Origin of the sequence: Caulobacter sp. UNC279MFTsu5.1, assembly GCF_900114015.1 — a bacterium.
Taxonomy (GTDB): Bacteria; Pseudomonadota; Alphaproteobacteria; order Caulobacterales; family Caulobacteraceae; genus Caulobacter.
Genome location: NZ_FORN01000025.1, coordinates 48,407 through 75,250, shown reverse-complemented (window position 1 = coordinate 75,250; position 26,844 = coordinate 48,407). Strand labels below are relative to the sequence as shown.

The following is a 26,844-nucleotide window of genomic DNA, read 5'->3' as shown; positions in this document are numbered from 1 at the left end:
GGGCGCACGTACGGCGACCGATGCGGCCTTCGGGGGTGGACGAGCGGGAAGGCTTGTCCGTCATGTCTCCGCGGAGACGTCCCAGGTCGGTTCGGAGCAGGTTCGCCTTGGTCGCGACGAAACTCCGGCGCCGGGATAGGCGGATCGAGCCAGCAGGCCTGGGCTGAAATCGCCCAAGCGGTCCGGGGCGCGCCAACACCCCGCCCGTCGGGGGCCTCCATCGGAGCGGGTTAAAAATCCGCGATCCGAAGGCTTCCGGATAACGGCTCCACGCGAAGCGCCTGACTTCGTCGAAACGGTACTTACAACTGCAAACCATCCGGGCGAGGCCCGGGCGCTTCGCACCCTTCCCATCAGCTCAGCGGGTTTCCGCGTGAGGGCGAGAGGTCGCGCCGTGAACACTTGCCCCCACCTGACCGCTTCGCGGTCTGTCCGCCCCCAGGGGGGGCGGAGCCTTCGCGCCGCGCCAGCCAAGGCGCTCTTCCCCCTCTGGGGGAAGACGGTCGCGAAGCGACCCGTAGGGGGCAAGCGGCGCGGGCCGTCAGCCCGCCAGCTGCGCCTTGGCCGCCCGGGCCTCGCGCAGCAGGGTCCAGGCGCGCAGGGCCATCTCCAGTCGCGAGACGGCCAGCAGGCCCACGCCCAGCACGATGAAGCCGTCGGTGATCAGGGCCGCGTTGAGGTGCCAGGCCGAGGCCTCGCTCTCGACCAGGGCGCGCAGGGCGAAGCGGACGACGAACAGGCCCAGCAGGAACAGGATCGCGGCCGGCGACGGCTTGGTGTTCAGCAGGTGGGTCTGGGGATCGATGGCGATCGGGATCAGCTTGCCGCGCCACCAGCCGATCGCCGAGCCGACCGCGAAGATCGCCGCCAGCCAGGCCCAGTCCAGGCCGCGCGGCGGAAACTGCAGCAGGACCGCGACCATGGCCGCCACCAGCACGACCGGCATGATCCACATCAGCTCCAGCCTGAGCCGGCGCTCGCGGGTCAGGCCCCGGAAGCGCAGGGCGAACACCACGGCGACCACGGCGATCGTGACCGCCATCTGGATGCTGGACTGAGGCATGAAGACCGTCCCGGTAACGGGCCGCCACGCGGCGGCCTCCCCGACGGGAGGATTGTCCCGGTCAGGCCGCCTGTTCAAGCGCCTTGTCGATGGCCTGGGCGATGTTTTCCGGGCTCTCGGCCCCGACGACCGCCAGCTTGCCGCCGAAGATGGCGAACGGCACGCCGGTGACGCCGGCCTGGACGGCCATGGCGTGCTCGCGGGCGACGATCTCCTTGTCCGCGCCTTCCCACAGCAAGCGCAGGATCACCACCGGATCCATGCCCGCCGCCTCGCCGATCTCGGCCAGCACGGCGGGATCGCCGATGTCGCGGCCATGGCTGAAATAGGCGGCGAACAGCGCCTCGACCACGGCGTCCTGCTTGCCCGCGCCCTGCGCCCAGCGGATCAGCCGGTGGGCGGCGCTGGTGTTGGGCGACAGGGCGATGGCGTCGAAATCGAAGACGATGCCTTCCTCGGCCCCCGCCTCGACCAGGGCCGTGTGCACCGCCTTCAGCTTCAGGGCGTCCTTGAACTTGCCGGCCAGATAGGCTTTGCGGTCGACGCCTTGCTCGGGAAGGGTCGGGTCCAGCTGGTAGGGCCGCCAGACGATCAGCGGCTCGACGTCCGGCCGCAGGGCCACGGCCGACTTCACCCGCCGCCAGCCCAGATAGCACCAGGGACAGACGACGTCGGCGACGAGGTCGATAAGCAGCGGCTGGCCCATGGCGGTCTCCTGGCGGGATCCGCCGGAGGTAGGACGCTCGCGCCCTTCCGGCAAGCCCGGCTAGGCGGTGTGGCGCTGCAGCGCCTGGGCCGCCGCCCGTTCCAGGGCGTGGACGGCGCTCTCGCCGGCCTCGATCTGGGCCACCCCGATGTCGAACTCGCAGACGAACGGCGGCCGGTCGTCGCCGGCGTCGAAGGCCGTGCAGCCGATCACCGCGGCGATCCGCTCGGCGGCGGCCCGGCCGGCGGCCTGGTTCGTCGCGGGCAGGGCCAGGGCGAAGACCTCGGGCGCCAGACGGGCGGCGGTGTCCTCGACCCGCACCAGCCGGCCGACCATCGAGCCGATCTGCGGGATGGCGCGGTCCAGCCAGCCGTTCTTGCGCGCCCAAACGGTGTCGGGCTTGTCGGCGACCCGCAGCACGCAGATCGACAGCGGCCGGGCCCGTTCGCGGGCGGCGCCGGCCAGGCGGACCAGGTGGGCGGCGAACAGGTCGCGGGTGAACAGGCCCGTGGCGGCGTCCATCAGGCCCGAGCTGCGGGCCTTTTCCAGCGCCCCGCGGATGGCCTCGCCGCGGCGATAGTTGCGGGCCAGCTCGATGACCCGCTTGGCGGTCTCGATCTCGGCCGTCTCGGGCGAGGCGACGTCGGACACCCCGCGATGGAAGGCCTCCGACATGGTCACATAGCTCTCGGCCTTCAGGTAGAGCAGGGCCGGGATGTGGAAGAGCCGGGTGTTGCGCCGCATGCCCGCCGCGATCGACAGGGCTTCCTGCTGGTTGTCGCCGGCCCACAGCACCACGGCGTCGAAGGCCCGCTCGTGCAGATAGTCGAAGGCCGTATAGGCGGTGAAGGCGCCGACCACGTCGGCCCCGCTGCGGGTCAGGGCGTTGGACAGGGCGAGGAACTGCGGGGCCGGCTCGCCGATCGCCAGGATGCGGAACGGCTCGGCCTGGGGCTCGGGCAGGTCCAGCCGGCGGCCGCGATCGCCGAAGGTGGCCAGGCGAAGCTCGAACTCCTCCTCGGCGATGGCGGTGCGGACCAGGGACTCCAGGCGCAGCACGGCCTGGCTGGGATGCAGGGGCGGCGACAGGGTCAGGTCGAAGGCCTGGGTGTTCGACTCCGTCCCCGGCTCGCCGATGGCGATGACCGGCAGGCGGCGTGGAGCCACCGCCGCCTTCAGGCGACGAGACAGCGAGTGGGCGTCGGGACCGGCGCTCTCCAGGTCGACGATCACCGCCTCGATGTTCAGGTCGCCCAGGGCGGCGAGGGCGGCGTAGGGGCCGCGCGCGGTGATGGTCCGCCAGCCGAGCTTGTCGAGCCCCTCGGACAGCGGCCCGGCGCGAGCATCGTCGCGCGCCACGATCAGGATTCGGGCGTTCACCGCCAACTCAAGCCTCCGCCCCGGACATCGGCGTCGCCCGACGGCGCGGCGCCGTCGAGATTCGATGTCGCAACATAGCAGAGGCGTGCGCCCCTCATAGGTCTGCATCGCCGCAGGCCTGTGAACGGACGAACGGCCTTGCCTGACCCAGCGGCAGGGTCGTTCTCGCGGCCCTGGTGAGGCAAACTGCGACGAACGCCGCGAGAGTCGGCCGGGAGGACGTCATGGCCCAGGGACCGCTGTCTGGCCTGAAGGTGCTGGAATTCGCCGGGATCGGCCCCGGGCCGTTCTGCGGCATGCTGCTGTCGGACCTGGGCGCCGACGTCGTCCGCATCGACCGCAAGGGGGCGGGGCGGGGCTCGCCCGCCGACGTCACCGCCCGGGGCCGCCGCTCGGTGGCGCTGGACCTGAAGTCGCCGGCCGCGGTCGAGACTTGCCTGAAGCTGATGGAAGGCGCCGACGGCCTGATCGAGGGCTTCCGCCCGGGGGTCATGGAACGGCTGGGCCTGGGTCCCGACCTCGCCCTGGCCCGCAATCCCCGGCTGGTCTACGGCCGCATGACTGGCTGGGGCCAAACCGGCCCCTACGCCAGGGCCGCCGGCCACGACCTGAACTACATCGCCATCACCGGCGCCCTTGCGGCGATCGGCACGCAGGACAAGCCCGTGCCGCCGCTGAACCTGGTCGGCGACTTCGGCGGCGGGGCGCTCTACCTGGCCTTCGGCCTGCTGGCCGGGGTGATCCATGCCCGGGCGACGGGGCAGGGCCAGGTGATCGACTGCGCGATGAGCGACGGCGCGGCCTCGCTGATGGCCATGTTCTACGGCTTCAAGGCCAGCGGGCTATGGGGCGAGGGGCGGCGGTCCAACCTGCTGGACGGCGGCGCGCACTTCTACGACACCTACCAATGCGCCGACGGCAAGTGGGTCTCGATCGGCGCGATCGAGCCGCAGTTCTACCAGCTTCTGCTTGAAAAGACCGGGATCACCGACCCGCGGTTCCAGCGCCAGATGAGCCGCGAGGACTGGCCGCTGCTGCGGGAAAAGCTGGCGGCGGTGATCGCGAGCAAGACCCGCGACGACTGGTGCGCCTTGCTGGATGGGACCGACGTCTGTTTCGCCCCGGTCCTGACGATGGACGAGGCCCCGACCCACGCCCACAACGCCGCCCGCCAGACCTTCGTCGAGGTGGCCGGCGTCACCCAGCCGGCCCCGGCCCCGCGCTTCTCGGCCACGCCCGGCGCGATCCAGGGTCCGCCGCCGCGGATCGGCGCCGACAACGACGCGGCTCTGGCCGACTGGGGCTTTTCGGCCGAGGCGATCGCGGCGCTGAAGAAGCAGGACGCGCTGTAGACCTCCGGCTCATGACGGCGTCATTCAGGTCCGGTTCAGCCGCGAAGGTCTAAACCTGATCCTGCAACCGGCCGTCGCGCCACCCGTCCCTCGATGCGGCGGCCGGTTCAGGTTCGTCCTGCGGAGACCCGCCGCTTTCCCTGAAGCGGCGGGTCTTTGTGCCTTCAAGTCCATGTTTTTTTGGCGGCGCGCTTGCGTCGAAGCGGCGCCGAGGCCAGTTTCCGCCGCATGAATTCACCCCAGGACCGTATTCGCTTTCGAGACCTCGATCTCGATCCGATCCATTGGGTAAGAGAGATCCTGCGCGTCCTGGGCCTGGCCCTGCAGCGTCTGTGGGGCCGCGACGTGATGCTGTACGTCGGCGGCGTGTCGTTCTTCATCCTGCTGGCGGTGTTCCCCGGCCTGGCGATTCTGATCGGCCTGTTCAGCGTGCTCCTGACCCCCGAACAGGCCGCCTATCAGGCCGACAAGCTGTCGTTCCTGATGCCGTCGGGCGCCCGGCCGATCTTCCAGAGCGAGTTGGCCCGCCTGGCCCACGCCCCGGAAAAGGCCATCTCGGCCCAGAGCGCCGTGGTGCTGATCATCGGCCTCTACGCCGCCCATCGCGGCTTCAAGGCCCTGCTGGCCGGCCTGTCATTCATCCACGACGAAGAGGACCAGCGCGGCTTCTTCGGCTTCAACTTCATGGCCCTGGTCGTGCTGGTGGCCGCCTTCGTGCTGCTGTTCGTGATGTCGGGCGTGTTCCTGACCTTCCGCCTGCTGGCCAGCACCCTGAACCTTCGCCCCCTGGCCGGCGTGTCGTGGATCCAGAGCGAGTGGACCTGGGCCAGCCTGGGCCTGCTGGTCGGCATGACCCTGATCTACCGCTACGCCATGTCCCGCGCCCCGGTCGGCTGGCGCGCCTCGATCGCCGGCGGCTTCGCGGCGGCGGTGATGTGCGTGTTCATGTCCTGGGCCAGCGCCTTCTATGTCGAGCAGGTGGCTCATCTGGGCGCGACCTACGGCTCGATCTCGGCGGTGATCATCTTCCTGATCTGGCTGTCCTGGAGCGTCAACGCCGTGTTCTTCGGCGGGGCCCTGGCCACCGAGATGGAGATCGCCCTGGACGAGCGGCCCCGGGCCCTGCTGGAAGGTCCCAGGCCCATTCCGCTCAAGGCGCCTTCGCCACCAGAAAGCTGATCGCGCCGTTCGGAGCGTCGACGATCTCCAGCACCGTAGCCCCGGCGCCGGCGGCGAAATGCGGCACGTCGATGCGGGCCAGCGGGTCATCGGCCAGCAGCCGGACCAGGCCGCCGGCCGGCGCCTCCTCCAGGGCCCGGCGCAGGCGCAGGGTCGGCACGGGGCACCGGTGTCCCCGGGCGTCCATCAGCCGTTCGGGCTTGGCCTCAGACATCGAACACCGCCTCGGCCTGGGCCGCCGTCAGGATTTGGTGGTCGCCCGCCGCCAGGTCGTCGGGCAGGGCGAGGCCGCCGATCCGCTCGCGATGCAGGCCGGTCACGTGGTTGCCGACGGCGGCGAACATCCGGCGCACCTGGTGGTAGCGGCCCTCGGTGATGGTCAGCCGCGCCTCGCGCTCGCCCAGCACCTCCAGGGTCGCTGGCAAGAGCGGCTTTTCCTCGCCCTCCAGCATCAGGGTCCCGCTGGCGAAGATCGCGTCTTCCGTTCCCGTCAGCGGCCGGTCGAGCACGGCGCGGTAGACCTTGGGGACATGGCGCTTGGGCGAGATCACCCGGTGCAGGAAGTCGCCGTCGTCGGTGATCAGGATCAGGCCCGAAGTGTCCTTGTCCAGCCGCCCGACGCTGGACAGCGCCGGGTCGCGGATCTGCCAGCGCCTGGGCAGGAGGTCATAGATCCGCTCGCCGTCCTCGCGGTGCGAACAGACCACGCCCAGCGGCTTGTGCATGATCAGCACCAGGGGCGCCGGCGGATCGACGGGAACGCCGCGGATCTTCAGATGGTCGGGCAGGTCGGCGGTGACGGCGATCTTCAGGCCGGCGTCCTTGATCGCCACGCCGTCCAGCGTGACCTTGCCGGCCGAGACCAGGGCCTGGACGTCGCGCCGGCTGCCATAGCCGAGATTGGCCAACAGCCGGTCCAGCCTGGCCATCAGCGCTTTTGTCACTTGCGGGCCTCGTAGACCTTGAAGCCTCCGGCGTCGGCCACGGGCCGCACGGTCTTGAAGTGCGCGTTCAGCACCGCCTCGTAGGGCAGGTGGCGGTTGGCGACGATCCACAGCACGCCGCCCTTGCGCAGCATGCCGGCCGCCGCGGTGATGAAGGCCTGCCCCAGACCCTTGTCCTCGTTCCCGGTCTCGTGGAACGGCGGGTTGGTGACCACGAAGTCCAAGCCGGCGGCGATGTCCGCGCCGCGCCGGGCGTCGGCCTGCACGACCTCGACGCGCGGGTCATCGACATTGCGCCTGGCCGCCTCGACCGCCCGGCGGTCCAGGTCGACCAGGGTCAGCTTGGTGACCTTGGGCGAAGCGAGGACGGCGTGGGCCAGGATCCCGATGCCGCAGCCCAGGTCGACGCCGGCCCCGCCCAGCGGCGGCAGCGACTTCAGCAGCAGGGCCGAGCCGGGATCCAGGCGGTCCCAGCTGAACACCCCCGGCTGGGTCCACAGGCCGTCGCCGTCCAGGCGGCGCGGCGCGCCCTCGGCGATGGCCGCGTCCAGGCCGACGACGTTGGCGGGCTTCAGGGCCACGCAGATGCGATGATGCCGCTTGGCGCTCTCGCCGATCGTGCAGCCGAACGCCGTCAGCTCCTTGTTCATCCGCAGGCCGCCGCGATCCTTGGGGGCCAGGGCGGTCAGCCGCCCCTCGACCTTCAGCGCCCGCAGGGCTTGGGCCAGCACATAGCGCCGCTCGGCGACCCCGGCCGGGGCCAGGACCACGATCTCGTCCAGCGAACCTTCCGCCAGGTCGGCCAGGTCGGTCGAGCCGACCACCAACGGCGAGACCTGCATGGCGCCGCCAGGGACGTCGACCACGTCGAAGGGCGGAAAGCCATAGACGGCGGCGTGGGGGGCGTCGGGCATCGGAACGGGTCTCGGGAGATGTGGCGGGCAGGGTGGGATTCGAACCCACGGTGGACTTTCACCCACGGCGGTTTTCAAGACCGCTGCCTTAAACCACTCGGCCACCTGCCCGGAGCAGGGGCCTATATCAGCGGTCGGGCGACCGCTCCAGCCGATTCCGGCGCCTTTGGTCGCACCTTTGATTAACCAGACCTCAAGCCTCCTGAACGACCTTGCTTTGCGAGATGCAGCGTTCAGGAGCCGGCGTGATCATGGAAAGCGAGGCGCGAGGCGCGTTCCGTCTGCTGCGCGGCGTCGCCGTGGCGGCCCTGGGCTGCGCGGGCCTGGCCGCCTGCGCCACGCCGATGCCGACCCGACTGCCGCCGACCGCCCAGGCGTCCAGGCCCCATGCCGGGTCGCCCGCGCCGGGCTCGACCTCCGGCCTGCGCGGCACCGAGAAGCCCTATCAGATCAAGGGGATCTGGTACTATCCCAAGGCCGATCCCGGCTATGACGAGCGCGGCGTCGGCTCCTGGTACGGCGAGCAGTTCCACAATCGTCGCACGGCCAATGGCGAGATCTTCGACATGGACGTGCCGTCGGCGGCCCACAAGACCCTGCCGCTGCCCAGCATCGTCGAAGTCACCAACCTGGACAACGGCCGCAAGATGCAGCTCCGGGTCAACGATCGCGGCCCGTTCGTCGACGGCCGCATCATCGACCTGTCCAAGGCCGCCGCCGAGCAGCTGGGCTATGGCCGGGCGGGCGTGGCCCGCGTCCGCGTCCGCTATATCGGCCCCGCCGGCAAGACCCCGTTCGACCAGCCCCGGATGATCGCCGCGGCTCCGCCCCCCGCTGAGCCGCGCTCAGAACCGCGTTACGTCCCGCCGCCCAAGCCCCGCGTCTACGCCGGCGGCCTGCCGCCGGCCCAGCCGGCCTATGATACGCCGCCGCCGCCCAAGGCCGCCGACCTGGACTTCGCGCCCTCCGCGCCGCCGACGCCGCTGGTCCCGGCCGAACCCGCGCCCGCGCTGTCGAGCGCCTACCGCGTCCAGGCCGGTTCGTTCGCCAACCGCGACAACGCCGAACGCGCCATGGCCCAGCTGGGCGGGGCCGGGGAGGCCTCGATCGAGTCGATCCAGCGCGCCCAGGGCGTGCTCTATCGCGTGGTGGTCCAGGCCGGGCCGGACGAGGCCGAAGCCTTCGGCGTGCGCGACCGCGTCGCCGCCCTGGGCTTTTCCGACGCCACCGTGTTGAGACCTTAAACCAGGCCGCGATCGCCTCTGGACAAGACGGGCGTTACGGCCGATTTGAAGCCCGTGACGCGAGGAACCTTCATCAGTTTCGAAGGCGGCGAGGGGGCTGGAAAGTCCACCCAGATCCGCCGCTTGGCCGAACGCCTGAAGGCGGACGGCGCCGACATGGTGCTGACCCGGGAGCCGGGCGGCAGCCTCGGCGCCGAGCAGATCCGCGACCTGATCCTGAACGGCGACGCCGACCGCTGGTCGCCGGTCACCGAGACGCTTTTGATGTACGCCGCGCGGCGCGACCATATCGAGCGGGTGATCCGGCCGGCCCTGGACCGCGGGGCCATCGTGCTGTGCGACCGCTTCGCCGACAGCACCCGGGCCTATCAGGGCGCGGGGGGCGAGGCGCCGACCGGGCTGATCAAGGCGCTGGAGGAGCACGTCCTGGGCGGCACGACGCCGGACCTGACCCTGATCTTCGACATCCCGGCCGAGGTGGGGCTGAAGCGGGCCCTGGCCCGGGGCGGCGAGGCGCGCTTTGAGTCCAAGGGCCTGGCGTTCCACCAGCGCCTGGGCGAGGCTTTCCTGGAGATCGCCCGCCGCGAACCCGAGCGCTGCGTGGTGATCGAGGCCGACGACGCGATCGACGCGGTCTGGGCCGACGTCTGGGACGCGGTGTCGATGCGGCTGGGCCTCTAGGCCATGGACGCGCCGCCCCATCCGCGCGACGTGTTCGCCATCGACGGCGTCGAGGCCGCCGAGCTGGCCTTCCTGGACGCCCTGGACCGCGGGCGGCTGCACCACGCCTGGCTGCTGACGGGCCCTGAGGGCGTGGGCAAGGCGACCCTGGCCTACCGCATGGCCCGCCGCCTGCTGGGCGCGCGGCCCGATCCGGCCTTCGGCGCCCTGGGCTCGGCCCCGACCGACGTCGTCAGCCGCCAGGTCGCCGCGCGCTCGCACCCCGACCTGATGGTGCTGGAGCGCGCCACCGACGACGGCAAGGCGCGCAAGTCGATCCCGGTCGACGAGGCCCGCCTGCTGCCGGCCTTCTTCGCCAACTCGCCGGCCGTCTCGCCCTACCGGGTGGCGATCATCGACGCCGCCGACGACCTGAACGTCAACGCCGCCAACGCCGTCCTGAAGACTCTCGAGGAACCGCCGCCGCGCGGCGTGATCCTGCTGATCAGCCATTCGCCGGGCCGCCTGCTGCCGACCATCCGCTCGCGCTGCCGCCGGCTGGCGGTGCCCGCGCCGGAGCCGAGCAAGGCCGCGGCCATGGTCGAGCAGCGGGCCGGGGTCTCGCCTCACGAGGCCGATCGCCTGGCGCGAATGGCCAAGGGCGCGCCGGGCCGCGCCCTGCAGCTGGCCGCCGCCGGGGCGCTGGAAGCCGATGACGCGGCCGGCGAAATCCTGCGCAAGCTGCCCGACCTGGACGAAGGCGCGCTGCTGGCCATGGCCGACACCTTCAAGGGCGCCGAAGGCGTCCAGCGCTTCGAACTGCTGTTCGATCGCCTGGGCGACCAGATCCACGCCATGGCCACCGGCATGGCCGGCGAGCGGACGCCGGCGGGCCTGGACCGCTGGATCGCGGCCTGGGAGAAGATCGTCCGCGCGCCGGGCGAGGCCGAGGCCGTCAACCTCGACCGAGCCGACGTGTTCTGGACCGCGATCATGGACTTGCGCGCCGCCGCCCGGGCGGCCATGTGACCGCATGCTCATCGACAGCCACGTAAACCTGCACGCCCATCAGTACGACGAGGACCGCCAGGCGGTGATCGACCGCGCCCGCAAGGCCGGGATCGAACTGATGGTCACCATCTGCGACAAGATTCCGTCGTTCGAAACCGTCCACGCCATCGCCATGGCGGAGTGCGACATCTGGTGCACGGTCGGCGCTCACCCGCACGAAGCCAAGGACCACGTCTCGCTCACCACCGAGCGCCTGATCGAGCTGGCGAGCCGGCCCAAGGTGATCGGCATCGGCGAGACCGGGCTCGATTTCCACTACGACCTCAGCCCGCGCGACGTGCAGGCGGACGTGTTCCGCGCCCACGTGGCGGCGGCGCGCCGGACCGGCCTGCCGCTGGTGGTCCACACCCGCGAGGCCGACGCGGTGATGGGCGACATCCTCGAAGCGGAGCACGCCAAGGGGCCGTTCAAGATCCTGATGCACTGCTACACCAGCGGCGCCGATCTGGCGAAACGCATGGCGGCGCTGGGGGCGTGGTTCTCGGTCTCGGGCATCGCCACCTTCAAGCAGGCGCAGGAAGTCCGCGACATCATCGCCGACATGCCGGCCGACCGGATCATCCTGGAGACCGATTGCCCGTACCTGGCGCCCGTGCCGATGCGCGGCCGCCGCAATGAGCCGGCCTATCTGCCGCACGTTCTGGACAAGTTGGCCGAGATCCGCGGCTGGACCCGGGCGGACGCCGAGGCGCGCACCGAGGACGCCTTCTTCGCCCTGTTCGACCGGATCCCGCGTCCCGCGAGCGTCTCGGCATGACCGGCAGGCTGGAGTTCACGATCCTGGGCTCCGGCTCGTCGGGCGGCGTGCCGCGGGCCGACGGCAATTGGGGCGATTGCGACCCGGCCGAACCGAAGAACCTGCGCACCCGCTGCTCGATGCTGGTGCGCCGGCCTGGCCCCGATCCGGCCGCCGAGACCACGGTCGTCGTCGACACGTCTCCCGACTTCCGCCTGCAGGCGGTGAGGGCAGGGGTCCGGCGGGTGGACGCCTGCCTGTTCACCCACGACCACGCCGACCAGGCTCACGGCATCGACGACCTGCGGCCGTTCTTCCTCAACGCCCGCCAGCGCGTGCCAACCTATATGGACGCCTATACGACCGAGAGTCTCAGGCGGCGGTTCGACTACATCTTCCAGAGCCGCGGCGGCTATCCGGCCATCTGCGACGCCCATCCGATCCTGCCGCACGGCCAGACCTGGGAGATCGCCGGCCCCAGCGGCGCGATCCCGGTGACCACCTTCGACGTCGATCACGGCGAGATCCGCGCCGTGGGCTACCGGTTCGGCAAGGTCGCCTACACCCCCGACGCCATCGGTTTTCCCGAGGAGAGCTGGGCGGCCCTGGCTGATCTCGACGTCTGGGTGGTGGACGCCCTGCGCTGGACGCCGCATCCGACCCACGCCCATGTCGGCCTGGCCCTGGAGTGGATCGCTCGCGCCAAGCCGCGCCGGGCCATCTTGACCAACCTGCATATCGACCTGGATTTCAACGCCTTGGCGGCGAAACTCCCCCCCGGCGTCGAGCCGGCCTATGACGGCATGCGCTTCGAGGTCTGAGGGTTTCACCGCGTGCGTCCTTCGAGGCCCGCTGCGCGAGCGCCTCAGGATGAGGACGGATGGTCACGGGCGCTGCTGATTTCCTCTTCCTGAGGTGCGAAGCGTAGCCGAGCTTCTAAGGACGCACGGCTCCCCCTTTACGCTCCCCTTACACTCCGTCGCGCCATCCCGCATGGAGCCTTTACGCGCCTCCGTGGTCCTCTGCCGGCCAAGTTAGCAGGAGGCCGTGGATGGCTGATCTCATCTTTCTGGCGCTGGGCGGCGGGCTGTTCCTGGCCTTCGCCGCTTTCGCCGCCGCCCTGAGGCGCGTGTGACCATGCTGGTGAACGTGCTGTGGGCAGCCGGGGCGCTGGTCGTCGCGGCGTACATGGTCGTGGCCCTGCTGCGGCCCGACAAGTTCTGACGGAACCCATTTCATGAATTGGCAAGGCTGGGCGGAAATCGCCCTGACTCTAGGCCTGGCGGTCGCCATCGGCTGGCCGCTGGGCTCGTACATGTCGCGGGTCTGGAACGGCGAGCGCACCTGGCTGGACCCGGTGCTGCGTCCCGTCGAGGCCGTCTTCTACAAGGCCTGCGGCGTTGATCCGACCAAGGGCCAGAGCTGGTACGGCTATGCCGGCGCCCTGCTGGCCTTCAACCTGGTCGGCTTTCTGGTGGTCTATGCGGTGCTGCGCTTGCAGGGCGTGCTGCCGCTGAACCCGCAAGGCTTCCCCGGGCTCTCCGGGCACTTGTCGTTCAACACCGCGATCAGCTTCGTCACCAACACCAACTGGCAGAGCTATGCCGGCGAGACGACGATGTCGACGTTGAGCCAGATGCTGGTGCTGACGACCCAGAACTTCGTCTCGGCCGCCACCGGCGCGACCATCGCCGCCGCCCTGGCCCGGGCGTTCGTCGCCAATCGCGGCGAGGGAGTCGGCAATTTCTGGGCCGACCTGGTGCGCACCACGCTCTATGTGTTGCTGCCGCTGTCGCTGGTGCTGGCCGTTGTCCTGGCCGCCCTGGGCCTGCCCCAGACCCTGGTCGCCGGCGTCACCGCCCACACCCTGGAAGGCGCCGACCAGAAGATCCCGCTCTACGCCGTGGCCTCGCAGGAGGCCATCAAGATGCTGGGCATCAACGGCGGCGGGATCTTCAACGCCAACTCGGCCCATCCGTTCGAGAACCCGACGCCGCTGACCAACCTGGTCACCGCCGTCTCGATCAACGTCCTGGGCTGGGCCGCCTTCTTCGCTTTCGGCCGCAGCGTCTTGGCCAGAAAGGACATTCGGGCCCTGGTCGTGGCGGGCATGGTCCTGCTGTCGGCCGGCGCGGCGACGATCTATGTCACCGAAACGCAGAGCCCTCCGGCCCTGGTCGCCGCCCATGTCGACGCCTCGGTCAATATGGAAGGCAAGGAAACCCGCTTCGGCGCACCGGCCACGGCGGCCTGGGCCGCCATGACCACCGGAGCCTCCAACGGCTCGGTCAACGGCATGCATTCCAGCCTGATGCCCCTGGGCGGCGGCATGGCGATGTTCCTGATGCACCTGGGCGAGATCCTGCCCGGCGGCATCGGCTCGGGCATAGCGATCATGGTCGTGATGGCCGTGCTGTCGGTGTTCGTCGCCGGCCTGATGGTGGGCCGCACCCCGGAATATCTCGGCAAGAAGATCGAGGCCCGCGAGGTGCAGCTGTCGATCCTGGCCGTGGTGGCCATTCCGGTCTCGACCCTGGGCTTTTCGGCCATCGCCGCGGTGTTGCCGCAGGCGCTGCAGGGCCTGATGCACGCCGGGCCGCATGGCCTGTCGGAGATCCTCTACGCCTACACCTCGGCCACGGCCAACAACGGCTCGGCCTTCGCCGGCCTAACCGCCAACGCCCCCTGGTGGGACGCGACCCTGGGCGTGGCCATGGCCATGGGCCGGTTCATGCCGATCATCGCCGTCCTGGCCATGGCCGGTTCGTTGGCCGCCAAGCCGAAACTGGCCCCGTCCGCCGGGACCCTGCCCACCGACGGCGGCCTGTTCATCGGCCTGCTGATCGGGGTGATCCTGATCCTGGGCGGCCTGCAGTTCTTCCCCGCATTGGCGCTGGGGCCGATCGTCGAGCACTTCCAAGTGCTCGCCGCGGTCGCCGGCCTGCACTGATCGCAAAGGCGATTTGAAGATGACGACCCTAGAAACCCCAATGGGCCAGAATGCCGGGGAGGGCCGGCGCAAGGCCAGCGCCCTGGCGGGCGGCCTGTCCACGGCCATCCTGAGCCGCGCGGCCAAGGACGCCTTCGTCAAGCTGGACCCGCGCAAGCTGACCGGCAATCCGGTGATCTTCGCCACCTGGATCGTGGCCCTGCTGTCGACGGTCTCGGCCGTCGCGGCGGTGGCGAACCACCAGGCGGCCGGCTTCGCCATCCAGGTCGCGGCCTGGCTGTGGGCCACCGTGCTGTTCGCCAACCTGGCCGAGAGCGTGGCCGAGGGTCGGGGCAAGGCCGCCGCCGACAGCCTGCGCGCCACCCGCGTGACCACCAACGCCAAGCTGATCATCGACGACAAGACCGGCACGATCGTCCCGACCGCCGCCCACAAGCTGGTCCCCGGCGAGGTTATCCTGGTCGAGGCCGGCGACGTGATCCCGACCGACGGCGAGATCATCGAGGGCATGGCCAGCGTCAACGAGGCGGCCATCACCGGCGAGAGCGCGCCGGTCATCCGCGAAAGCGGCGGCGACCGCTCGGCCGTCACCGGCGGCACGACCGTGGTGTCGGACTGGATCAAGGTCCGCGTCACCGCCTCGCCTGGCGGCACGTTCCTGGACCGCATGATCGCCATGGTCGAGGGCGCGGACCGCCGCAAGACGCCCAACGAGATCGCCCTGGCCGTGCTGCTGGCCGGCCTGACCCTGATCTTCCTGATCGCCGTCGTCACCCTGCTGGGCCTGGGCAAGTTCTCCGGCGTTGCCCTGGACCCGCTGGTGCTCGGGGCGCTGTTCATCACGCTGATCCCCACGACGATCGGCGGGCTGCTGTCGGCGGTCGGCATCGCCGGCATGGACCGGCTGATGAAGCACAACGTCCTGGCCACGTCCGGCCGGGCCGTTGAAGCGGCCGGCGACGTCGACACCCTGCTGCTGGACAAGACCGGCACCATCACCTTCGGCAACCGCATGGCCACCGAGGTGATCGCCGCGCCGGGCGTGCGTCCGGAGGCCGCCCTGCGCGCCGCCGTCAGCGCCTCGCTGGCCGACGAGACGCCGGAGGGCCGCTCGATCGTCGAGCTGGGCCGCAACGCCGGGATCGTCATCGAGGTCCCGGAGGGCGCGACCTCGATCGCCTTCAGCGCCAGCACCCGCCAGTCGGGTCTCGACGCCGGCGCCATGTCGTGGCGCAAGGGGGCGGTGGACGCGGTCTATCGCTCGCTGGCTCTCGACCCCAAGCTGGTCCCGGCCGAGGTGAGCGCCGCCGTCGACCGCATCGCCCGCTCGGGCGGCACGCCGCTGGCGGTCAGCGAGAACGGCGTCCTGGTCGGCGTCATCCATCTGAAGGACGTGGTCAAGCCCAACGTCAAGGAACGCTTCGCGGATCTCCGCCGCATGGGCCTGCGCACCGTGATGATCACCGGCGACAACCCGGTGACCGCCGCCGCCATCGCCTCGGAGGCCGGGGTCGACGACTTCCTGGCCGAGGCCACGCCCGAGGACAAGCTGCGGCTGATCCGCGAGGAGCAGGGCAGGGGACGGCTGGTGGCCATGTGCGGCGACGGCGCCAACGACGCGCCGGCCCTGGCCCAGGCCGACGTTGGCGTGGCCATGCAGACCGGCGCCCAGGCCGCCCGCGAGGCCGGCAACATGGTCGACCTCGACAGCGACCCGACCAAGGTCATCGAGATCGTCGAGGTGGGCAAGCAGATGCTGATCACCCGCGGCGCCCTGACGACCTTCTCGATCGCCAACGACGTGGCCAAGTACTTCGCCATCATCCCGGCGATGTTCGTGGTCGCCCTGCCGGCCCTGGGTGCGCTGAACGTCATGCACTTGCACAGCCCGCAGAGCGCCATCCTGTCGGCGGTGATCTTCAACGCCCTGGTCATCGTCGCCCTGATCCCGCTGGCGCTGAAGGGCGTGAAGTATCGGGCGATCGGAGCCGGCAAGCTGCTGTCGCGCAACCTGACGGTCTACGGCCTGGGCGGCCTAGTCGCGCCGTTCGTCGGCATCAAGCTGATCGACCTGATCGTATCCGGCCTCGGCTTGGCCTAAGCTGCAATTCCTGGAGACTCAAAGCCCATGCTCTCCCATCTTCGCCCCGCCGTCGTCTCGATGGGCCTGTTCACGGTCCTGCTGGGCCTGGCCTATCCGCTGGCGGTCACCGGCGTCGCCCAGGCGGCGTTCCCGGCTCAGGCCAATGGCAGCCTGGTGCGCGACGCCAAGGGCGCCGTGGTCGGCTCGGCCCTGATCGGCCAGGCCTTCGTCCAGCCCGGCTACCTGCACCCGCGCCCCTCGGCGGCCGGCGCCAACGGCTACGACGCCTCGGCCTCCAGCGGCTCGAACCTGGGCCCGCTGAACGAAACCCTGGCCAAGCGGGTCAAGATCGACGCCGACGCGCTACGCGCCGAGAACCCTGGCGTGGCCATCCCCGCCGACGCGGTGACCACCTCGGGCTCCGGCCTGGATCCGGACATCTCGCCGGACTACGCCCGCTTCCAGGCGCCGCGCATCGCCAGGGCGCGAGGGACGTCGGTCGCCGCCGTCCAGGCGGTGATCGACGGCCAGGTCCAGGATCGGCTGTTCGGCTTCGTCGGCCAGCCGCGGGTCAATGTGCTGGCCGTCAACCGGGCGCTGGACGCCCGGCTCCCAACCCATGACAGGAAGGACGGCTAGCGATTGCCGGCTGACGATCCGAAACGTCCCGATCCCGAGGCGCTCCTGGCCGCCGCCGTCAAGGCCGGCCGGGGGCGCCTGAAGGTGTTTCTGGGCATGGCGCCGGGCGTGGGCAAGACCTACGAGATGCTGCGCGCCGCCCGCCGTCGCAAGGCCGACGGCCAGGACGTGGTGATCGGCCTGGTCGAGACCCACGGCCGCCGCGAGACCGAAAGCCTGCTGCGCGGCATGGACGTCCTGCCACGCAAGCCGATCGACCATCGCGGCCACGTGATGATGGAGTTCGACCTCGACATGGCCCTGGCCCGCCGGCCAGCCCTGCTGCTGGTCGACGAATACGCCCATTCGAACGCCCCGGGCTCGCGCCATCCCAAGCGCTGGCAGGACGTCGAGGAGCTGCTGGCGGCCGGCATCGACGTCTGGACCACCCTGAACGTCCAGCACCTGGAAAGCCTGGTCGACGTCGTCCAGCGCATCACCGGCGTGCGCCAGCGCGAGACCGTGCCCGACAGCGCCCTGTCGCGGGCCGACGCCATCGAGGTGATCGACATCACCCCCGACGAGCTGCGCGAGCGGCTGACCGAGGGCAAGGTCTATGTGCCCGAGACCGCGCGCCTGGCCTCGGAGAACTTCTTCAAGGTCGAGAACCTGACGGCGCTGCGCGAGCTGGCCCTGCGCCGCGCGGCCCAGACCGTCGACGACCAGTTGGTCGCCGCCATGCGCGAGAAAGGGGTCGAAGGCCCCTGGGCGGCCGGTGAGCGGATCCTGGTGCTGGTCGGCGGCGACGCCATGGCGTCTGGCCTGGTGCGGGCCGGCCGACGGTTGTCGGACATGATGATGGACGCGCCCTGGACGGCGGCCCACGTCGACCGCCTGGACCAGCCGGCCAAGGGCCCCGCGGCGGCGGCCCGACTGCGCGACGCCTTGAAGCTGGCCGAGCAGCTGGGCGGCTCGACCGTGGTGCTCAGCGGGGCCGACATCGTCGCCACGGTGATGGCCTACGCCCGCCGCAACAACGTCACCCAGATCGTCATCGGCAAGTCGGCCGACAGCCGCTGGCGCGAGCTGCTGGGCCGCTCGCTGGCGGCGGCCTTGCTGCGCGAGGCGCGCGGGGCGGCGATCCACGTGGTCACCGAAGCCACGCACGAGGCGATCGTCGAGCCGCCGCCGCGCCGGCGCGCGGTGGACTGGATCGCCTACCTGCTGGCCGCCGGCTGCGTGGCCGCCGCGACGGTCGTGGCCTGGGGCCTGGACCTGGCCTTCGATCGCGTGGACCTGGGGATGATCTTCCTGGCCGCTGTGTTGGCGGCCGGGGTGTTGCGTGGGTTGCGGCCGGCCCTGGCGGCGGCGACCGTGGCCTTCCTCGTCTACAACTACATGTTCCTGGAGCCGCGCCACTCGTTCGCGATCGGCACGCCGACCGACTTTCTGACCTTGATCGTCTTCTGGGCGGTCGCCCTGGCGGCCGGGGGGTTGGCGGGGCGGGTGCGGGACCAGGGCCGCGACGCCCAGCGGCGCGCCTCGGCGGTCTCTGCCTTGCTGGCCGCCAGCCGGACCTTCTCGGCCGCGGCCGGGCGCGAGGCGGCGGCCCAGGCCCTGGCCGAGCAGACGGCGGCGGCGGTCGGGGCCAAGGCCGTGGTGCTGCTGCCCCATAATGGCGAACTGCAGCCAGCCGCCGGCGCGCCCGCGCTGGAGGAGCTGGACGCCGCGCCCATGGCCGCCGCCCGCTGGGCCTGGGAGAAGGGCGAGGCCGCCGGCTTCGGCACCGGCACCCTGCCGCAGACCCGCTGGACCTTCTGGCCGCTGGAGGGCGTGCGCTCGCGAGCTGGGGTGGCGGGCGTGGAGGCGGGGGCCATGGTCGCCGGCTCCGAGGACGAGCGCCTGCTGCTGGCCTTGCTAGAGCAGGGCGCGGTGGCTCTGGAACGGGCCGAACTGGCGACGGAGGCGGTCGAGACCGAGACCCTGCGCCGCGCCGACCGCTTCCGCTCGGCCCTGCTGAACTCGATCAGCCACGACCTGCGCACGCCTCTGTCGACCGTGCTGGGCGCATCCAGCACCCTGATCGACTACGGCAAGGGCATGAGCGCGGCGGTGCGCGACGACCTGCTGCTGAGCATCCGTGAGGAGGCCGAGCGGCTGAACCGCTACGTCGGCAATCTGTTGGACATGACCCGGCTGGAGGGCGGGGCGCTGCGGCTGCGCACCGACTGGACCGACGTGCGCGACGTGCTGGGCGCGGCGGCCGAGCGGGTCTCGCGCCGGCTGGAGACCCGGATCTTGGCCCGCGATTTCCCCGTCGAGCTCAGCCTGGTGCGCGTCGACTCCAGCCTGCTGGAACAGGCCGTGGTCAACATCCTGGAGAACGCCATCGCCTACAGCCAGGACGGCGCCCGGATCGAGATGGCCGCCTACGAGGATCGCTCCAACGTGGTGATCAGCATCGAGGACGAGGGCCGGGGCATACCGACCGCCGAGCTGGAGCAGGTGTTCGAGAAGTTCCGTCGCATGGAGGAGCCCACCGACCGCCACCAGGGCGCGGGCCTGGGCCTGTCGATCTCCAAGGGCTTCGTCGACGCCATGGGCGGGCGCATCGCCGCCGCCAGCCCCATCCACGACGGCAAGGGCACGCGGATCCTGATCAGCCTGCCCAAGGCGGTCGCGACTCCGCATCATCTGTTATGACCGTGTCATGAGCCCTGTCCGCCAACGCATCCTGATCATCGACGACGAGCCGCAGATCCACCGGTTCCTAGGTCCGGCTATGGACGCTGCCGGCTACGAGCCCCTGCGCGCCGACAGCGGCCAGGAGGGCCTGCGCGGCATCGCCCTGTGGTCGCCCGACGCCGTGGTGCTGGACCTGGGCCTGCCCGACATGGACGGCAAGGCGGTGCTGGAGAAGGCCCGCGCCTTCTATGACGGCCCGATCGTCATCCTGTCGGCCCGCGACCGGGAGGCCGAGAAGATCCAGGCGCTGGACCTGGGCGCCAACGACTATGTGGAAAAGCCATTCGGAGTCGGGGAGTTGCTGGCGCGTCTTCGCGTGGCGCTCCGCCAGCGCGGCGCCGCGCAAGGTCCCGTCGAGCCGATCCGGGCCGGAACGGTCGAGATCGACCTGGAAAAGCACCTGGTGACCCGCGACGGCATGGTGGTGAAGGTCTCGCCCCGCGAATACGACGTCCTGGCCCGCCTGGCCCAGGCCCGGGGCAAGGTGCTGACCCACAAGGACCTGCTGACCGCCGTCTGGGGCCCGGCCCACGCCCACGACACCCAGTACCTGCGGGTGTTCGTCGGCCAGCTGCGCCAGAAGCTGGAGGCCGATCCGTCGACCCCGACGATGATCCTGACCGAACCGGGGATCGGCTACCGCTTCATCGGCGACTGAAGAGGCTGTATTAAGCACGACGCCGATAACGTCGAAACTTCAAGGGGCTGCGGAGTTAATCGACACCCTTGCCTTCATGGCTTGCCAGGGCGCTCAGCCCGTCGGTCGTTATCACCCAGCCGCCGCCGTTGCGTTCCGCCAGGCCCAGATCGGTCAGCCCCCGGGCGTCGGCGATGTTGATCCAGTCGACCGCCTCGCCGGCCTTCTTGCGCGCCAGGTTCTTCAACGCCGCGAGTTGGCCTGGTGTAAGCCCCATCCTACTGGCCGCCCGACAGCGGATCGGGCGGGCTCATGACGCGCCGGCCGCTCACCCGTTCCAGTTCCTGCTGCAGGCGCAACACCTGGCCGCCCAGGCTGGTGACGTCGTCCTGCAGCTGGGCGTTGCGGCGCTTGAGGTAGTCGTTTTCCCGGCGCAGGGCCTGGGCGTCTTCGTCGGTCATTGATCGGCTCCCGTGGTTTCCGTTGCGGGCGCCGCGCGGATCACGGCCCGCAGCAGCGCGGCGCGATAGGCGGAGAGTTCCGGCGCCTTGAGCTCCAGGCGCGCGCCTTCGATGATCCGCCCCTGATGACGGCTCCCCAGGAACAGGGTCTCCGCGCGGATTTCCTGCGCCGTGATCTGGTGGATGCCGATAAGGTCGAGCAGGGCGGTCCAGCGCGTCGTCTGACGGGCGTCCGGTCGGTCGGACATGAGGTCCTTTCAGGCCGGCGATCCCGCGTGGCGCGGGGCGATCACCGACGCCTCCATCATAGCGCACCCGCGCCTCAATAGCTCCGGCGGTTTTGGGATTTCGGAGCTTCCTAGGCCGTGCCAATCGCTCACGACCCCGGCCAAAGCTGGATCGCGTCTCGCCATGTGGGTCGTTTTTCCTGGCCGGAAAAGGGATTTGCCCGATTTCAGGCCGGACCGGACGCCGGGATAACGGTGGACGGCCCTGAAGAAACACATCACGCTTTGCTCTGCCCCTAGCGCAGGCTCCGCGCTGAGCGAAAATGGCGTTCGAGCACACGCGCGCCGCGGGTTCGAGGGCTTGGCGAATTTCACGAATGCTCGGTTTTCGGCCTTTTTCCATCAGCCCGTCATTTGCACTAGTTAACAATTGAAACGGGCCAAACAGCGTTTCGTCCGTTCTATCCTGGCGCCGCCGTGGGATTCGCCTGCGGGGAGTTCAGCCGTGGCGCCGCTTGAACTTGATGGCTATGGTTGCCTTGTCGGCCACATCCGACGGCGCCACCCGTCCGTATCTGCTCACACCTTGTTTTCGCAGCGACATGCCGATGACAAATCTTGAGATCCGAGTGGCCGCGCTTCAGTTCCTCAGCCTCCGCCTTTGCGCGGCGCTGTCGCTTGAGCAACTCGAGGAAATCCGGCAGTCGACCTTGGACGGGGTGAGGGCCACGGACGTCGAGTCGATACAGATGCAGACCGAGTTCCTGAGGCTGCTGGACGACGCCATCGAGCGCGCTCGCCAGAAGCAGGCCGCCGCCGCGAGCGCGATCAAGAATTCGGCTCACCTAGCCTGATCGTGGCCGTAAGGGTTTTCTCGCGCCAACCTAGGGTTTGACCCGATGGCGCCCGGGGCGTCGCGGCCGCAATCTGGCGCCGCTCGCTCGCCAAGGCGTCACCCCCGATTTCCCTTGGCAAGCCGCGGACCGCTCACCCCCCAAGAGCGCGCCCGTGGTCGCGGGCCGAGAGCCGGCCCACATGTCCCGACGCATGTGTCGGGCCGGCTCTCCCCCCCAACCGGGAGGCTAGGCCTCGATCAGCTTGTTGCGGATGGCGTACCGCACGATGTCGGCCAGCGAATGGGCGCCGAGCTTGCGCATGATGTTGCCGCGGTGGCTCTCGACGGTCTTGACGCTGATGTCGAGCATCGCGGCGATGGCCTTGTTGCTGCGAGACTCGGCCAGCAGCTGGACGATCAGCAGCTCGCGCGTGGTCAGGGTCTCGGCCCCTTCGATGACTTCGCCCAGCCCCGCCCCGCCGGGTGAGAGGTAGCCGCGCAGCACGGCGTCGGTGATACCTGGGCAGAAGTAGGGCTTGTGGTTCAAGAGCGAGGCGACGGCGGCGATGATGATGTCGGTCGAGGCCGACTTCAGCACGAAGCCCCGCGCGCCGGCGCTGAACACCTCGCGCACCAACTGCTCGCTGTCGTGCATGGTGAAGATCAGCAGTTCGGTGGGGATCTTCAGCTTGCGGACGTCGCGGGCGACGATCACGCCGCTCAGGTCGGGCATGCTGATGTCGAGGATCATGACGTCCGGAACCAGTTCCTTGGCCAGGCGGATCGCGTCGCGGCCGTTGGAGGCCTCGCCGCAGATGGTCCAGCCCGGCTGGGACTCCAGCGCCTCGCGCAGTCCTGCTCGTACGATCGAATGATCGTCGGCGAGCAGAATGGTCGGTGCGCTAGGCAAGGGCATCTTTGATTCTCGCTCCAAGGGTAGCGCACACTATGATTGTCCGCCTTTAAGTGAAACGTTTGCTGAATTTTCCGCGCAAGGTTGAGAAATACTCCATCTGCGAACTTCTAGTCGTGCGGCGCGACGCCCGTACGCCGTCGAACGAGATCATGGTGCGGCGACGACCTAAGCCATTTGCTTTAGTCCGCGCTAGGCGGCTCACTCAAGACCATAGCTCCAACGGCCGCGTGGACCACGACGCCGATCCTGGCGGAGCTGTCGACCCGGTCCGAGACGCGAGCCGACCAGACCCGTTCCGGCGGCTGGCGGATCGCGGCCCGTCACCCTATGACGGGTCCCCGCTAAGCGAGACCTCCATGACCGCGATTCATTCCTACGACCCCAAGGCCGGCCATGGCCTGCGGCACGACCCGCTGAACGCCATCGTCGCGCCCCGGCCGATCGGCTGGATCTCGACGGTCGACGCCGCGGGCGTCCGCAACCTCGCGCCCTACAGCTTCTTCAATCTCTTCAACTACAAGCCGCCGATCATCGGCTTCTGCAGCACCGGCTGGAAGGATTCGGTACGCAATGTCGAGCAGACAGGTCAGTTCGTCTGGAACCTGGCGACGCGGCCGCTGGCCCAGGCTGTGAACGCCACCTCGGCGATCGTTCCCGACCATGTCGACGAGTTCGCCCTGGCCGGCCTGACTGCGGCGCCCTCGCAACGGGTCGCGGCCCCACGCGTCGCCGAAAGTCCCGTGGCGTTTGAATGCCGCCTGACCCAGATGATCCGCCTGACCAACATCGAGGGCGCGCCGGTCGACGCCTGGCTGACCCTGGGCGAGGTGGTGATGGTCCATATCGATCAGGCGTTGCTGGTCGACGGCGTCTACGACACCGTCGCCGCCGAGCCGATCCTGCGCGGCGGCGGGGCGGGCGACTATTTCGGCGTCGACGAGGCGGAGAAGTTCCAGATGTTCCGGCCGAGCTGAGCCTTCAGCCATCTAGCGCGAACGTCCCCGCGCCGACACCGGCCACAGCGCCACTAGGGTGTCACCATCGACCACGTGATAGGTGTCGTAGAGGTTCACGGTCGGATCGCAGTGCGGCGCGCCCAGGATCACCCGGTCGTCGAGGCCGGGCGGCGTCGTTCCGGGCGGCGGCAGGATCGCCCCGTGCTCGTCGCCCATGAAGAAGTAGCGCGACCCGTCCGGCGCACCGCCCAGCACCTGGGGCGGTTCGGCGTCGGTCGACAGGGCCTTGAAGCCAGCGTCGACCGTGACCATGCCCAGCGTGTTGGCGCTGACCACCCGCGCGTCGATCAGCAGGGCGGCCTCGTAGGGGCTTTGATCCGCCCCGTCGCCGGCGATGTCGCAAACCAGGTATTGGCCGTCCATGAACACGTAGGAGCCGACCTGAAACTCGGTGAAGATCCCCAGCTCGGCGTCGATCCGGTGCGAGCCGGTGCCCGAGCCCGAGACGATCGGCGGCGGGCCGCCGGCGGCGGTCAGGGCGTAGACCACCGAGCGGATATAGGCGCCGCGATCCTCCAGATTGGCCTTGCGGTCGGCGAAGCCCTCGATGTGCTGCTGCATGCCGCAATAGCACTGCAGACCGGCATAGGTCAGGCCTGGCTGAGCTCGGATCGCCGCCAGCAGCGCGACCGCCGCCTCGGGCGAGGCGACGCCGGTGCGGTGGATGCCGGGATCGAGATCGATAACCACCTTCAGCGGCTTGCCGGCCGCTGCGGCGGCCGCGCCTAGGGCCACGACATTGGCAGGATGATCGACGACCGCCATCAGGTCGGTGGTCTTGCCGTTCAGGGCGATCAGCCGGGCGATGGCGGGGGCCGAGACGACCGGCGACGTGATCAGCAGGCCAGTCGTCACCCCGCCATCGGCCAGGACCTCGGCCTCGCCGATCTTGGCGCAGCACAGGCCCACGGCCCCGGCGGCGACCTGCAGCTTGGCGATGTCGACGCTCTTGTGGGTCTTGGCGTGGGGCCGCAGCTTGACGCCCTTGGCCGCCGCGAATTGCGCCATGCGAGCAATGTTGCGCTCCAGGGCCGGGCGGTCGATCACCAGCACCGGGGTGTTGAGGTCGCGGCGCGAGCCTTGGGCGCCGATCAGGCTGGCGTGCAGGTCTTGGTCGGTCATGGCGGTTCCCGTCAGAGGCCGAAAAGTTGGGTCAGGTGAGCATTGGCGAACTTGCCGGCCGGGTCCCAGGCCTTGCAGGCCGCCACGAAGTCGCCGGCGCGCGGATACAGTCGGTGGACGTCGGCCGCGGTCAGGGTGTGGCGCTTGGCCCAGTGCGGGCGGCCCGCGCCGTCGCGCAGCACCGCCTCCATCTCGGCGAAGGCCGGCCGCCAAGGCATCCTGGCGTACTGGTGGAACGAGATCGAGGCGCCGGGACCAGCGTTGAACGGGCTCATCCAGATATCGTCGCCGGCCGCCAGGCGGAACTCGAACGGGAAGGTGATCGGCAGGCGGCGCTTGCGGATATGGGCCATGGCCGCCTTCAGGGTCGGCAGGCCGGCGGCGCGCGGCAGTTCGTACTCCATCTCCTCGAACCGGACGTTCCGCTCGGAAGGGAAGATCGTATAGGCAGGGCCGACCCGGCGGCTCGCCTTGCCCATCATGCGCATCATCAGGCGCTGCAGCGACGGCGTGAGGATCGGAACCGCGGCGCAGAGATCGCAGATCGCCTTGAAGGTGGCTTCGCTATCCTCACCGATCTCCTTAGCCGGCCGGGCGGGCGCCTCGGCCTCGACCAGTTGCAGGGTCTTGAAGATCACCTCGTCCGAATAGGGGAAGACGAAGAACTCCATGTGGCGCGTGGCGGCGGCCAGTTCGTCCAGGCGTTCGGCGACCTCGGCCAGGGGGCGGCGCTCGACCCGCTCCTCCAGGTGGTAGGCGGGAACGACGTAGATGCGGATCTGGACGGCGACGCCCAGCAGCCCCAGCGACAGGCGCTGGGCCTGAAAGAGCTCCAGATTCTGATCGGGACCGCACTCGACGATCGCGCCGTCGGCGGTCATCAGCCGAAAGCCGCAAGCCTGGGTCGAGAGGCTGCCCAGCTCGGCGCCCGTGCCATGCGTGCCGGTCGAGATGGCGCCGGCCAGGGACTGGGGATCGATGTCGCCCTGGTTGATCAGCGACAGGCCCTTTTCCCACAAGGCCGCCGTCAGCCGCTTGAGGCTCCAGCCAGCGGGAGCCCAGGCGGTCTTGCGATCGACCGCGACCTCGATCGCGCCCTCGTAGTCGGACAGGTTCAGCAGTAGGTCGTCGGTTTCGCACAGCGGCATGAACGAATGGCCGGCGCCGACCACGCGGACCTTATGGGCCTGGCTCACCAGCGCGGCCAGTTCGGCGGCGTCACGCGGCTTGGCGATCCGGCGAGGGGAGGCCGCGACGCTGCCCGACCAGTTGCTCCATCCCGTCATCGGCCTCTCTCCGTTGGCCAGGGAACCAGCGATGGATCGCCGAAAGTGTCGAAATAGCGCTCGAACAGCAGGCAGACCTCGCGGCTCAGGGCCAGGGCGTCCTGGTCCGGCTCCTCAACGGCCATTTCGGTGGCCGAATAGACTAGTTCGACCATCATCCGCATGGCCAGCCGGACCCGACCTTCCGGCGCGCCCGGATAGCGCGCCTTCAGGATCTCGGCGAACTGGCCGGCGACCATGTCGCGCGAGGCGAAGCGCAACTGCTGCAGCATGGGCACGGCGCGCAGGGCCCGACCGATCGCCGCCCCGCCGGGGAACTGGCGGGTCATCTCGATCATCTCGGTCAGCATGACCACGTTCTTGTCGATGCGCTCGGCGGCCGTCTCGCCCTCCAGCCCGCCGCTCTCGATCCAGGCGAAGACCCGGTCGTCCTGGGCCTTCATCAGCCGGTCGCCCAGCGCCTTGAGGATCGCGTACTTGTTGGGGAAGTAGCGGTAGAGGGCCGGAGGAGTCAGGCCGGCGCGCTTGCAGATGGCGTTGGTGGTCAGCTGTTCAAAGCCGATCTCGCCCAGCATCTCGCCGGCCGTGGCCAGGACGACCTCATAGGTGTCCTGTCCGCGGGCCTGGGTCGGCTGCAGCTTGGCGTCCAGCGCAATGTCGGGGCCGGCGGTCTTCCTGGCCGTCGCCTTCGGCATGCGG

At 69.9% G+C, this 26,844-nt stretch carries 28 protein-coding genes and 1 tRNA gene; 15 read left to right on the top strand and 14 right to left on the bottom strand.

The features are described 5' to 3' along the window. Nucleotides 1–541 precede the first annotated feature (541 nt). From BM066_RS15135 to BM066_RS15125, 3 genes are all read right to left on the bottom strand, one after another. Nucleotides 542–1,063, bottom strand: a complete 522-nt coding sequence (locus BM066_RS15135; protein ID WP_089929274.1) for a CcdC protein domain-containing protein — start codon at nucleotides 1,061–1,063, stop codon at nucleotides 542–544. A 61-nt stretch (nucleotides 1,064–1,124) separates the two neighbouring features. Then, nucleotides 1,125–1,769 carry a DsbA family oxidoreductase gene (locus BM066_RS15130; RefSeq protein WP_089929272.1) on the bottom strand — a complete coding sequence of 215 codons (645 nt, stop codon included), beginning with the start codon at nucleotides 1,767–1,769 and terminating at the stop codon, nucleotides 1,125–1,127. Between the two features lie 60 nt (nucleotides 1,770–1,829). After that, nucleotides 1,830–3,155 (bottom strand): diguanylate cyclase domain-containing protein, encoded by a 1,326-nt coding sequence (locus tag BM066_RS15125; protein ID WP_089929270.1) that lies wholly within the window; start codon nucleotides 3,153–3,155, stop codon nucleotides 1,830–1,832. Between the two features lie 218 nt (nucleotides 3,156–3,373). Here BM066_RS15125 and BM066_RS15120 point away from each other — a divergent pair, with 218 nt between their 5' ends. Next, nucleotides 3,374–4,501 (top strand): CaiB/BaiF CoA transferase family protein, encoded by a 1,128-nt coding sequence (locus tag BM066_RS15120; RefSeq protein WP_089929268.1) that lies wholly within the window; start codon nucleotides 3,374–3,376, stop codon nucleotides 4,499–4,501. 228 nt (nucleotides 4,502–4,729) lie between these two features. Next, nucleotides 4,730–5,680: a YihY/virulence factor BrkB family protein gene (locus BM066_RS15115; RefSeq protein WP_089929265.1), complete on the top strand. Its 951-nt coding sequence runs from the start codon at nucleotides 4,730–4,732 to the stop codon at nucleotides 5,678–5,680. Here the strand turns inward: BM066_RS15115 and BM066_RS15110 are convergent. From BM066_RS15110 to BM066_RS15095, 4 genes are all read right to left on the bottom strand, one after another. Continuing rightward, the gene (locus tag BM066_RS15110; RefSeq protein ID WP_089929263.1) at nucleotides 5,652–5,894 is read right to left on the bottom strand and encodes a sulfurtransferase TusA family protein; all 243 of its coding nucleotides are present in this window, start codon (nucleotides 5,892–5,894) and stop codon (nucleotides 5,652–5,654) included. The two genes, BM066_RS15115 and BM066_RS15110, sit on opposite strands and share 29 nt — an antisense overlap. Continuing rightward, nucleotides 5,887–6,624, bottom strand: coding sequence for a pseudouridine synthase (locus BM066_RS15105; protein ID WP_177218466.1), 738 nt, complete (start codon nucleotides 6,622–6,624; stop codon nucleotides 5,887–5,889). The genes BM066_RS15110 and BM066_RS15105 overlap by 8 nt, the downstream gene beginning before the upstream one ends. Beyond that, entirely contained in the window at nucleotides 6,621–7,538 is a 918-nt protein-coding gene (locus BM066_RS15100; RefSeq protein WP_089929258.1) for a class I SAM-dependent methyltransferase, read from the bottom strand. The genes BM066_RS15105 and BM066_RS15100 overlap by 4 nt, the downstream gene beginning before the upstream one ends. A gap of 21 nt (nucleotides 7,539–7,559) precedes the next feature. Next, nucleotides 7,560–7,649, bottom strand: a tRNA-Ser gene (locus BM066_RS15095). A gap of 140 nt (nucleotides 7,650–7,789) precedes the next feature. On the opposite strand from BM066_RS15095, the gene BM066_RS15090 reads away from it, so the two are divergent. From BM066_RS15090 to BM066_RS15045, 11 genes are all read left to right on the top strand, one after another. Then, nucleotides 7,790–8,782, top strand: coding sequence for a septal ring lytic transglycosylase RlpA family protein (locus tag BM066_RS15090; RefSeq protein ID WP_089929255.1), 993 nt, complete (start codon nucleotides 7,790–7,792; stop codon nucleotides 8,780–8,782). 54 nt (nucleotides 8,783–8,836) lie between these two features. Beyond that, a complete protein-coding gene (gene tmk / locus BM066_RS15085; RefSeq protein WP_089929287.1) occupies nucleotides 8,837–9,463 on the top strand; it encodes a dTMP kinase in 627 nt (208 codons plus the stop codon). A gap of 3 nt (nucleotides 9,464–9,466) precedes the next feature. Then, complete coding sequence (locus BM066_RS15080) at nucleotides 9,467–10,471, top strand: DNA polymerase III subunit delta' (RefSeq protein ID WP_089929254.1); 1,005 nt, start codon at nucleotides 9,467–9,469, stop codon at nucleotides 10,469–10,471. 4 nt (nucleotides 10,472–10,475) lie between these two features. Then, entirely contained in the window at nucleotides 10,476–11,270 is a 795-nt protein-coding gene (locus tag BM066_RS15075) for a TatD family hydrolase (RefSeq protein ID WP_089929252.1), read from the top strand. Further along, complete coding sequence (locus BM066_RS15070) at nucleotides 11,267–12,070, top strand: MBL fold metallo-hydrolase (protein WP_089929250.1); 804 nt, start codon at nucleotides 11,267–11,269, stop codon at nucleotides 12,068–12,070. Before BM066_RS15075 ends, BM066_RS15070 begins: the two co-directional genes overlap by 4 nt. A gap of 310 nt (nucleotides 12,071–12,380) precedes the next feature. Beyond that, complete coding sequence (locus BM066_RS26015) at nucleotides 12,381–12,473, top strand: potassium-transporting ATPase subunit F (protein ID WP_132095333.1); 93 nt, start codon at nucleotides 12,381–12,383, stop codon at nucleotides 12,471–12,473. Nucleotides 12,474–12,486: 13 nt separating this feature from the next. Beyond that, nucleotides 12,487–14,199 (top strand): potassium-transporting ATPase subunit KdpA, encoded by a 1,713-nt coding sequence (kdpA, locus tag BM066_RS15065; protein WP_089929248.1) that lies wholly within the window; start codon nucleotides 12,487–12,489, stop codon nucleotides 14,197–14,199. Between the two features lie 40 nt (nucleotides 14,200–14,239). Beyond that, nucleotides 14,240–16,300, top strand: a complete 2,061-nt coding sequence (gene kdpB / locus BM066_RS15060; RefSeq protein ID WP_089929245.1) for a potassium-transporting ATPase subunit KdpB — start codon at nucleotides 14,240–14,242, stop codon at nucleotides 16,298–16,300. Nucleotides 16,301–16,327: 27 nt separating this feature from the next. Then, nucleotides 16,328–16,921: a potassium-transporting ATPase subunit KdpC gene (kdpC, locus tag BM066_RS15055; protein ID WP_089929243.1), complete on the top strand. Its 594-nt coding sequence runs from the start codon at nucleotides 16,328–16,330 to the stop codon at nucleotides 16,919–16,921. Nucleotides 16,922–16,924: 3 nt separating this feature from the next. Continuing rightward, on the top strand, nucleotides 16,925–19,603 hold the full coding sequence (locus tag BM066_RS15050) for a sensor histidine kinase (RefSeq protein ID WP_089929241.1): 2,679 nt from the start codon (nucleotides 16,925–16,927) through the stop codon (nucleotides 19,601–19,603). A 7-nt stretch (nucleotides 19,604–19,610) separates the two neighbouring features. Continuing rightward, a complete protein-coding gene (locus BM066_RS15045) occupies nucleotides 19,611–20,303 on the top strand; it encodes a response regulator (protein ID WP_089929239.1) in 693 nt (230 codons plus the stop codon). Nucleotides 20,304–20,358: 55 nt separating this feature from the next. Here BM066_RS15045 and BM066_RS15040 read toward each other — a convergent pair whose 3' ends face one another. From BM066_RS15040 to BM066_RS15030, 3 genes are read right to left on the bottom strand one after another with little or no spacing between them, the layout of a single operon-like run. Further along, entirely contained in the window at nucleotides 20,359–20,559 is a 201-nt protein-coding gene (locus tag BM066_RS15040) for a hypothetical protein (protein ID WP_089929236.1), read from the bottom strand. A gap of 1 nt (nucleotide 20,560) precedes the next feature. Further along, on the bottom strand, nucleotides 20,561–20,743 hold the full coding sequence (locus BM066_RS15035) for a hypothetical protein (protein ID WP_089929234.1): 183 nt from the start codon (nucleotides 20,741–20,743) through the stop codon (nucleotides 20,561–20,563). Next, entirely contained in the window at nucleotides 20,740–20,991 is a 252-nt protein-coding gene (locus tag BM066_RS15030; RefSeq protein WP_255367602.1) for a hypothetical protein, read from the bottom strand. The genes BM066_RS15035 and BM066_RS15030 overlap by 4 nt, the downstream gene beginning before the upstream one ends. A 503-nt stretch (nucleotides 20,992–21,494) precedes the next feature. Here BM066_RS15030 and BM066_RS15025 point away from each other — a divergent pair. Continuing rightward, nucleotides 21,495–21,824, top strand: coding sequence for a hypothetical protein (locus BM066_RS15025; RefSeq protein ID WP_089929232.1), 330 nt, complete (start codon nucleotides 21,495–21,497; stop codon nucleotides 21,822–21,824). Nucleotides 21,825–22,052: 228 nt separating this feature from the next. On the opposite strand, the gene BM066_RS15020 is transcribed toward BM066_RS15025, so the two are convergent. Further along, nucleotides 22,053–22,721, bottom strand: coding sequence for a response regulator (locus tag BM066_RS15020; RefSeq protein WP_089929229.1), 669 nt, complete (start codon nucleotides 22,719–22,721; stop codon nucleotides 22,053–22,055). A gap of 356 nt (nucleotides 22,722–23,077) precedes the next feature. Between BM066_RS15020 and BM066_RS15015 the strand changes: the two genes are divergently transcribed. After that, nucleotides 23,078–23,695: a flavin reductase family protein gene (locus BM066_RS15015; protein ID WP_089929227.1), complete on the top strand. Its 618-nt coding sequence runs from the start codon at nucleotides 23,078–23,080 to the stop codon at nucleotides 23,693–23,695. A 12-nt stretch (nucleotides 23,696–23,707) separates the two neighbouring features. Here the strand turns inward: BM066_RS15015 and BM066_RS15010 are convergent, their stop codons facing one another. Genes BM066_RS15010 through BM066_RS15000 form a run of 3 tightly spaced genes read right to left on the bottom strand, consistent with a single transcriptional unit; the run spans nucleotide 23,708 to nucleotide 26,840 of the window. Next, nucleotides 23,708–24,859, bottom strand: coding sequence for a DSD1 family PLP-dependent enzyme (locus BM066_RS15010; RefSeq protein WP_089929225.1), 1,152 nt, complete (start codon nucleotides 24,857–24,859; stop codon nucleotides 23,708–23,710). An 11-nt stretch (nucleotides 24,860–24,870) separates the two neighbouring features. Then, nucleotides 24,871–26,145, bottom strand: a complete 1,275-nt coding sequence (locus tag BM066_RS15005) for a D-arabinono-1,4-lactone oxidase (RefSeq protein WP_089929223.1) — start codon at nucleotides 26,143–26,145, stop codon at nucleotides 24,871–24,873. Continuing rightward, complete coding sequence (locus tag BM066_RS15000; protein ID WP_089929220.1) at nucleotides 26,142–26,840, bottom strand: TetR/AcrR family transcriptional regulator; 699 nt, start codon at nucleotides 26,838–26,840, stop codon at nucleotides 26,142–26,144. Before BM066_RS15000 ends, BM066_RS15005 begins: the two co-directional genes overlap by 4 nt. Nucleotides 26,841–26,844 lie beyond the last annotated feature (4 nt).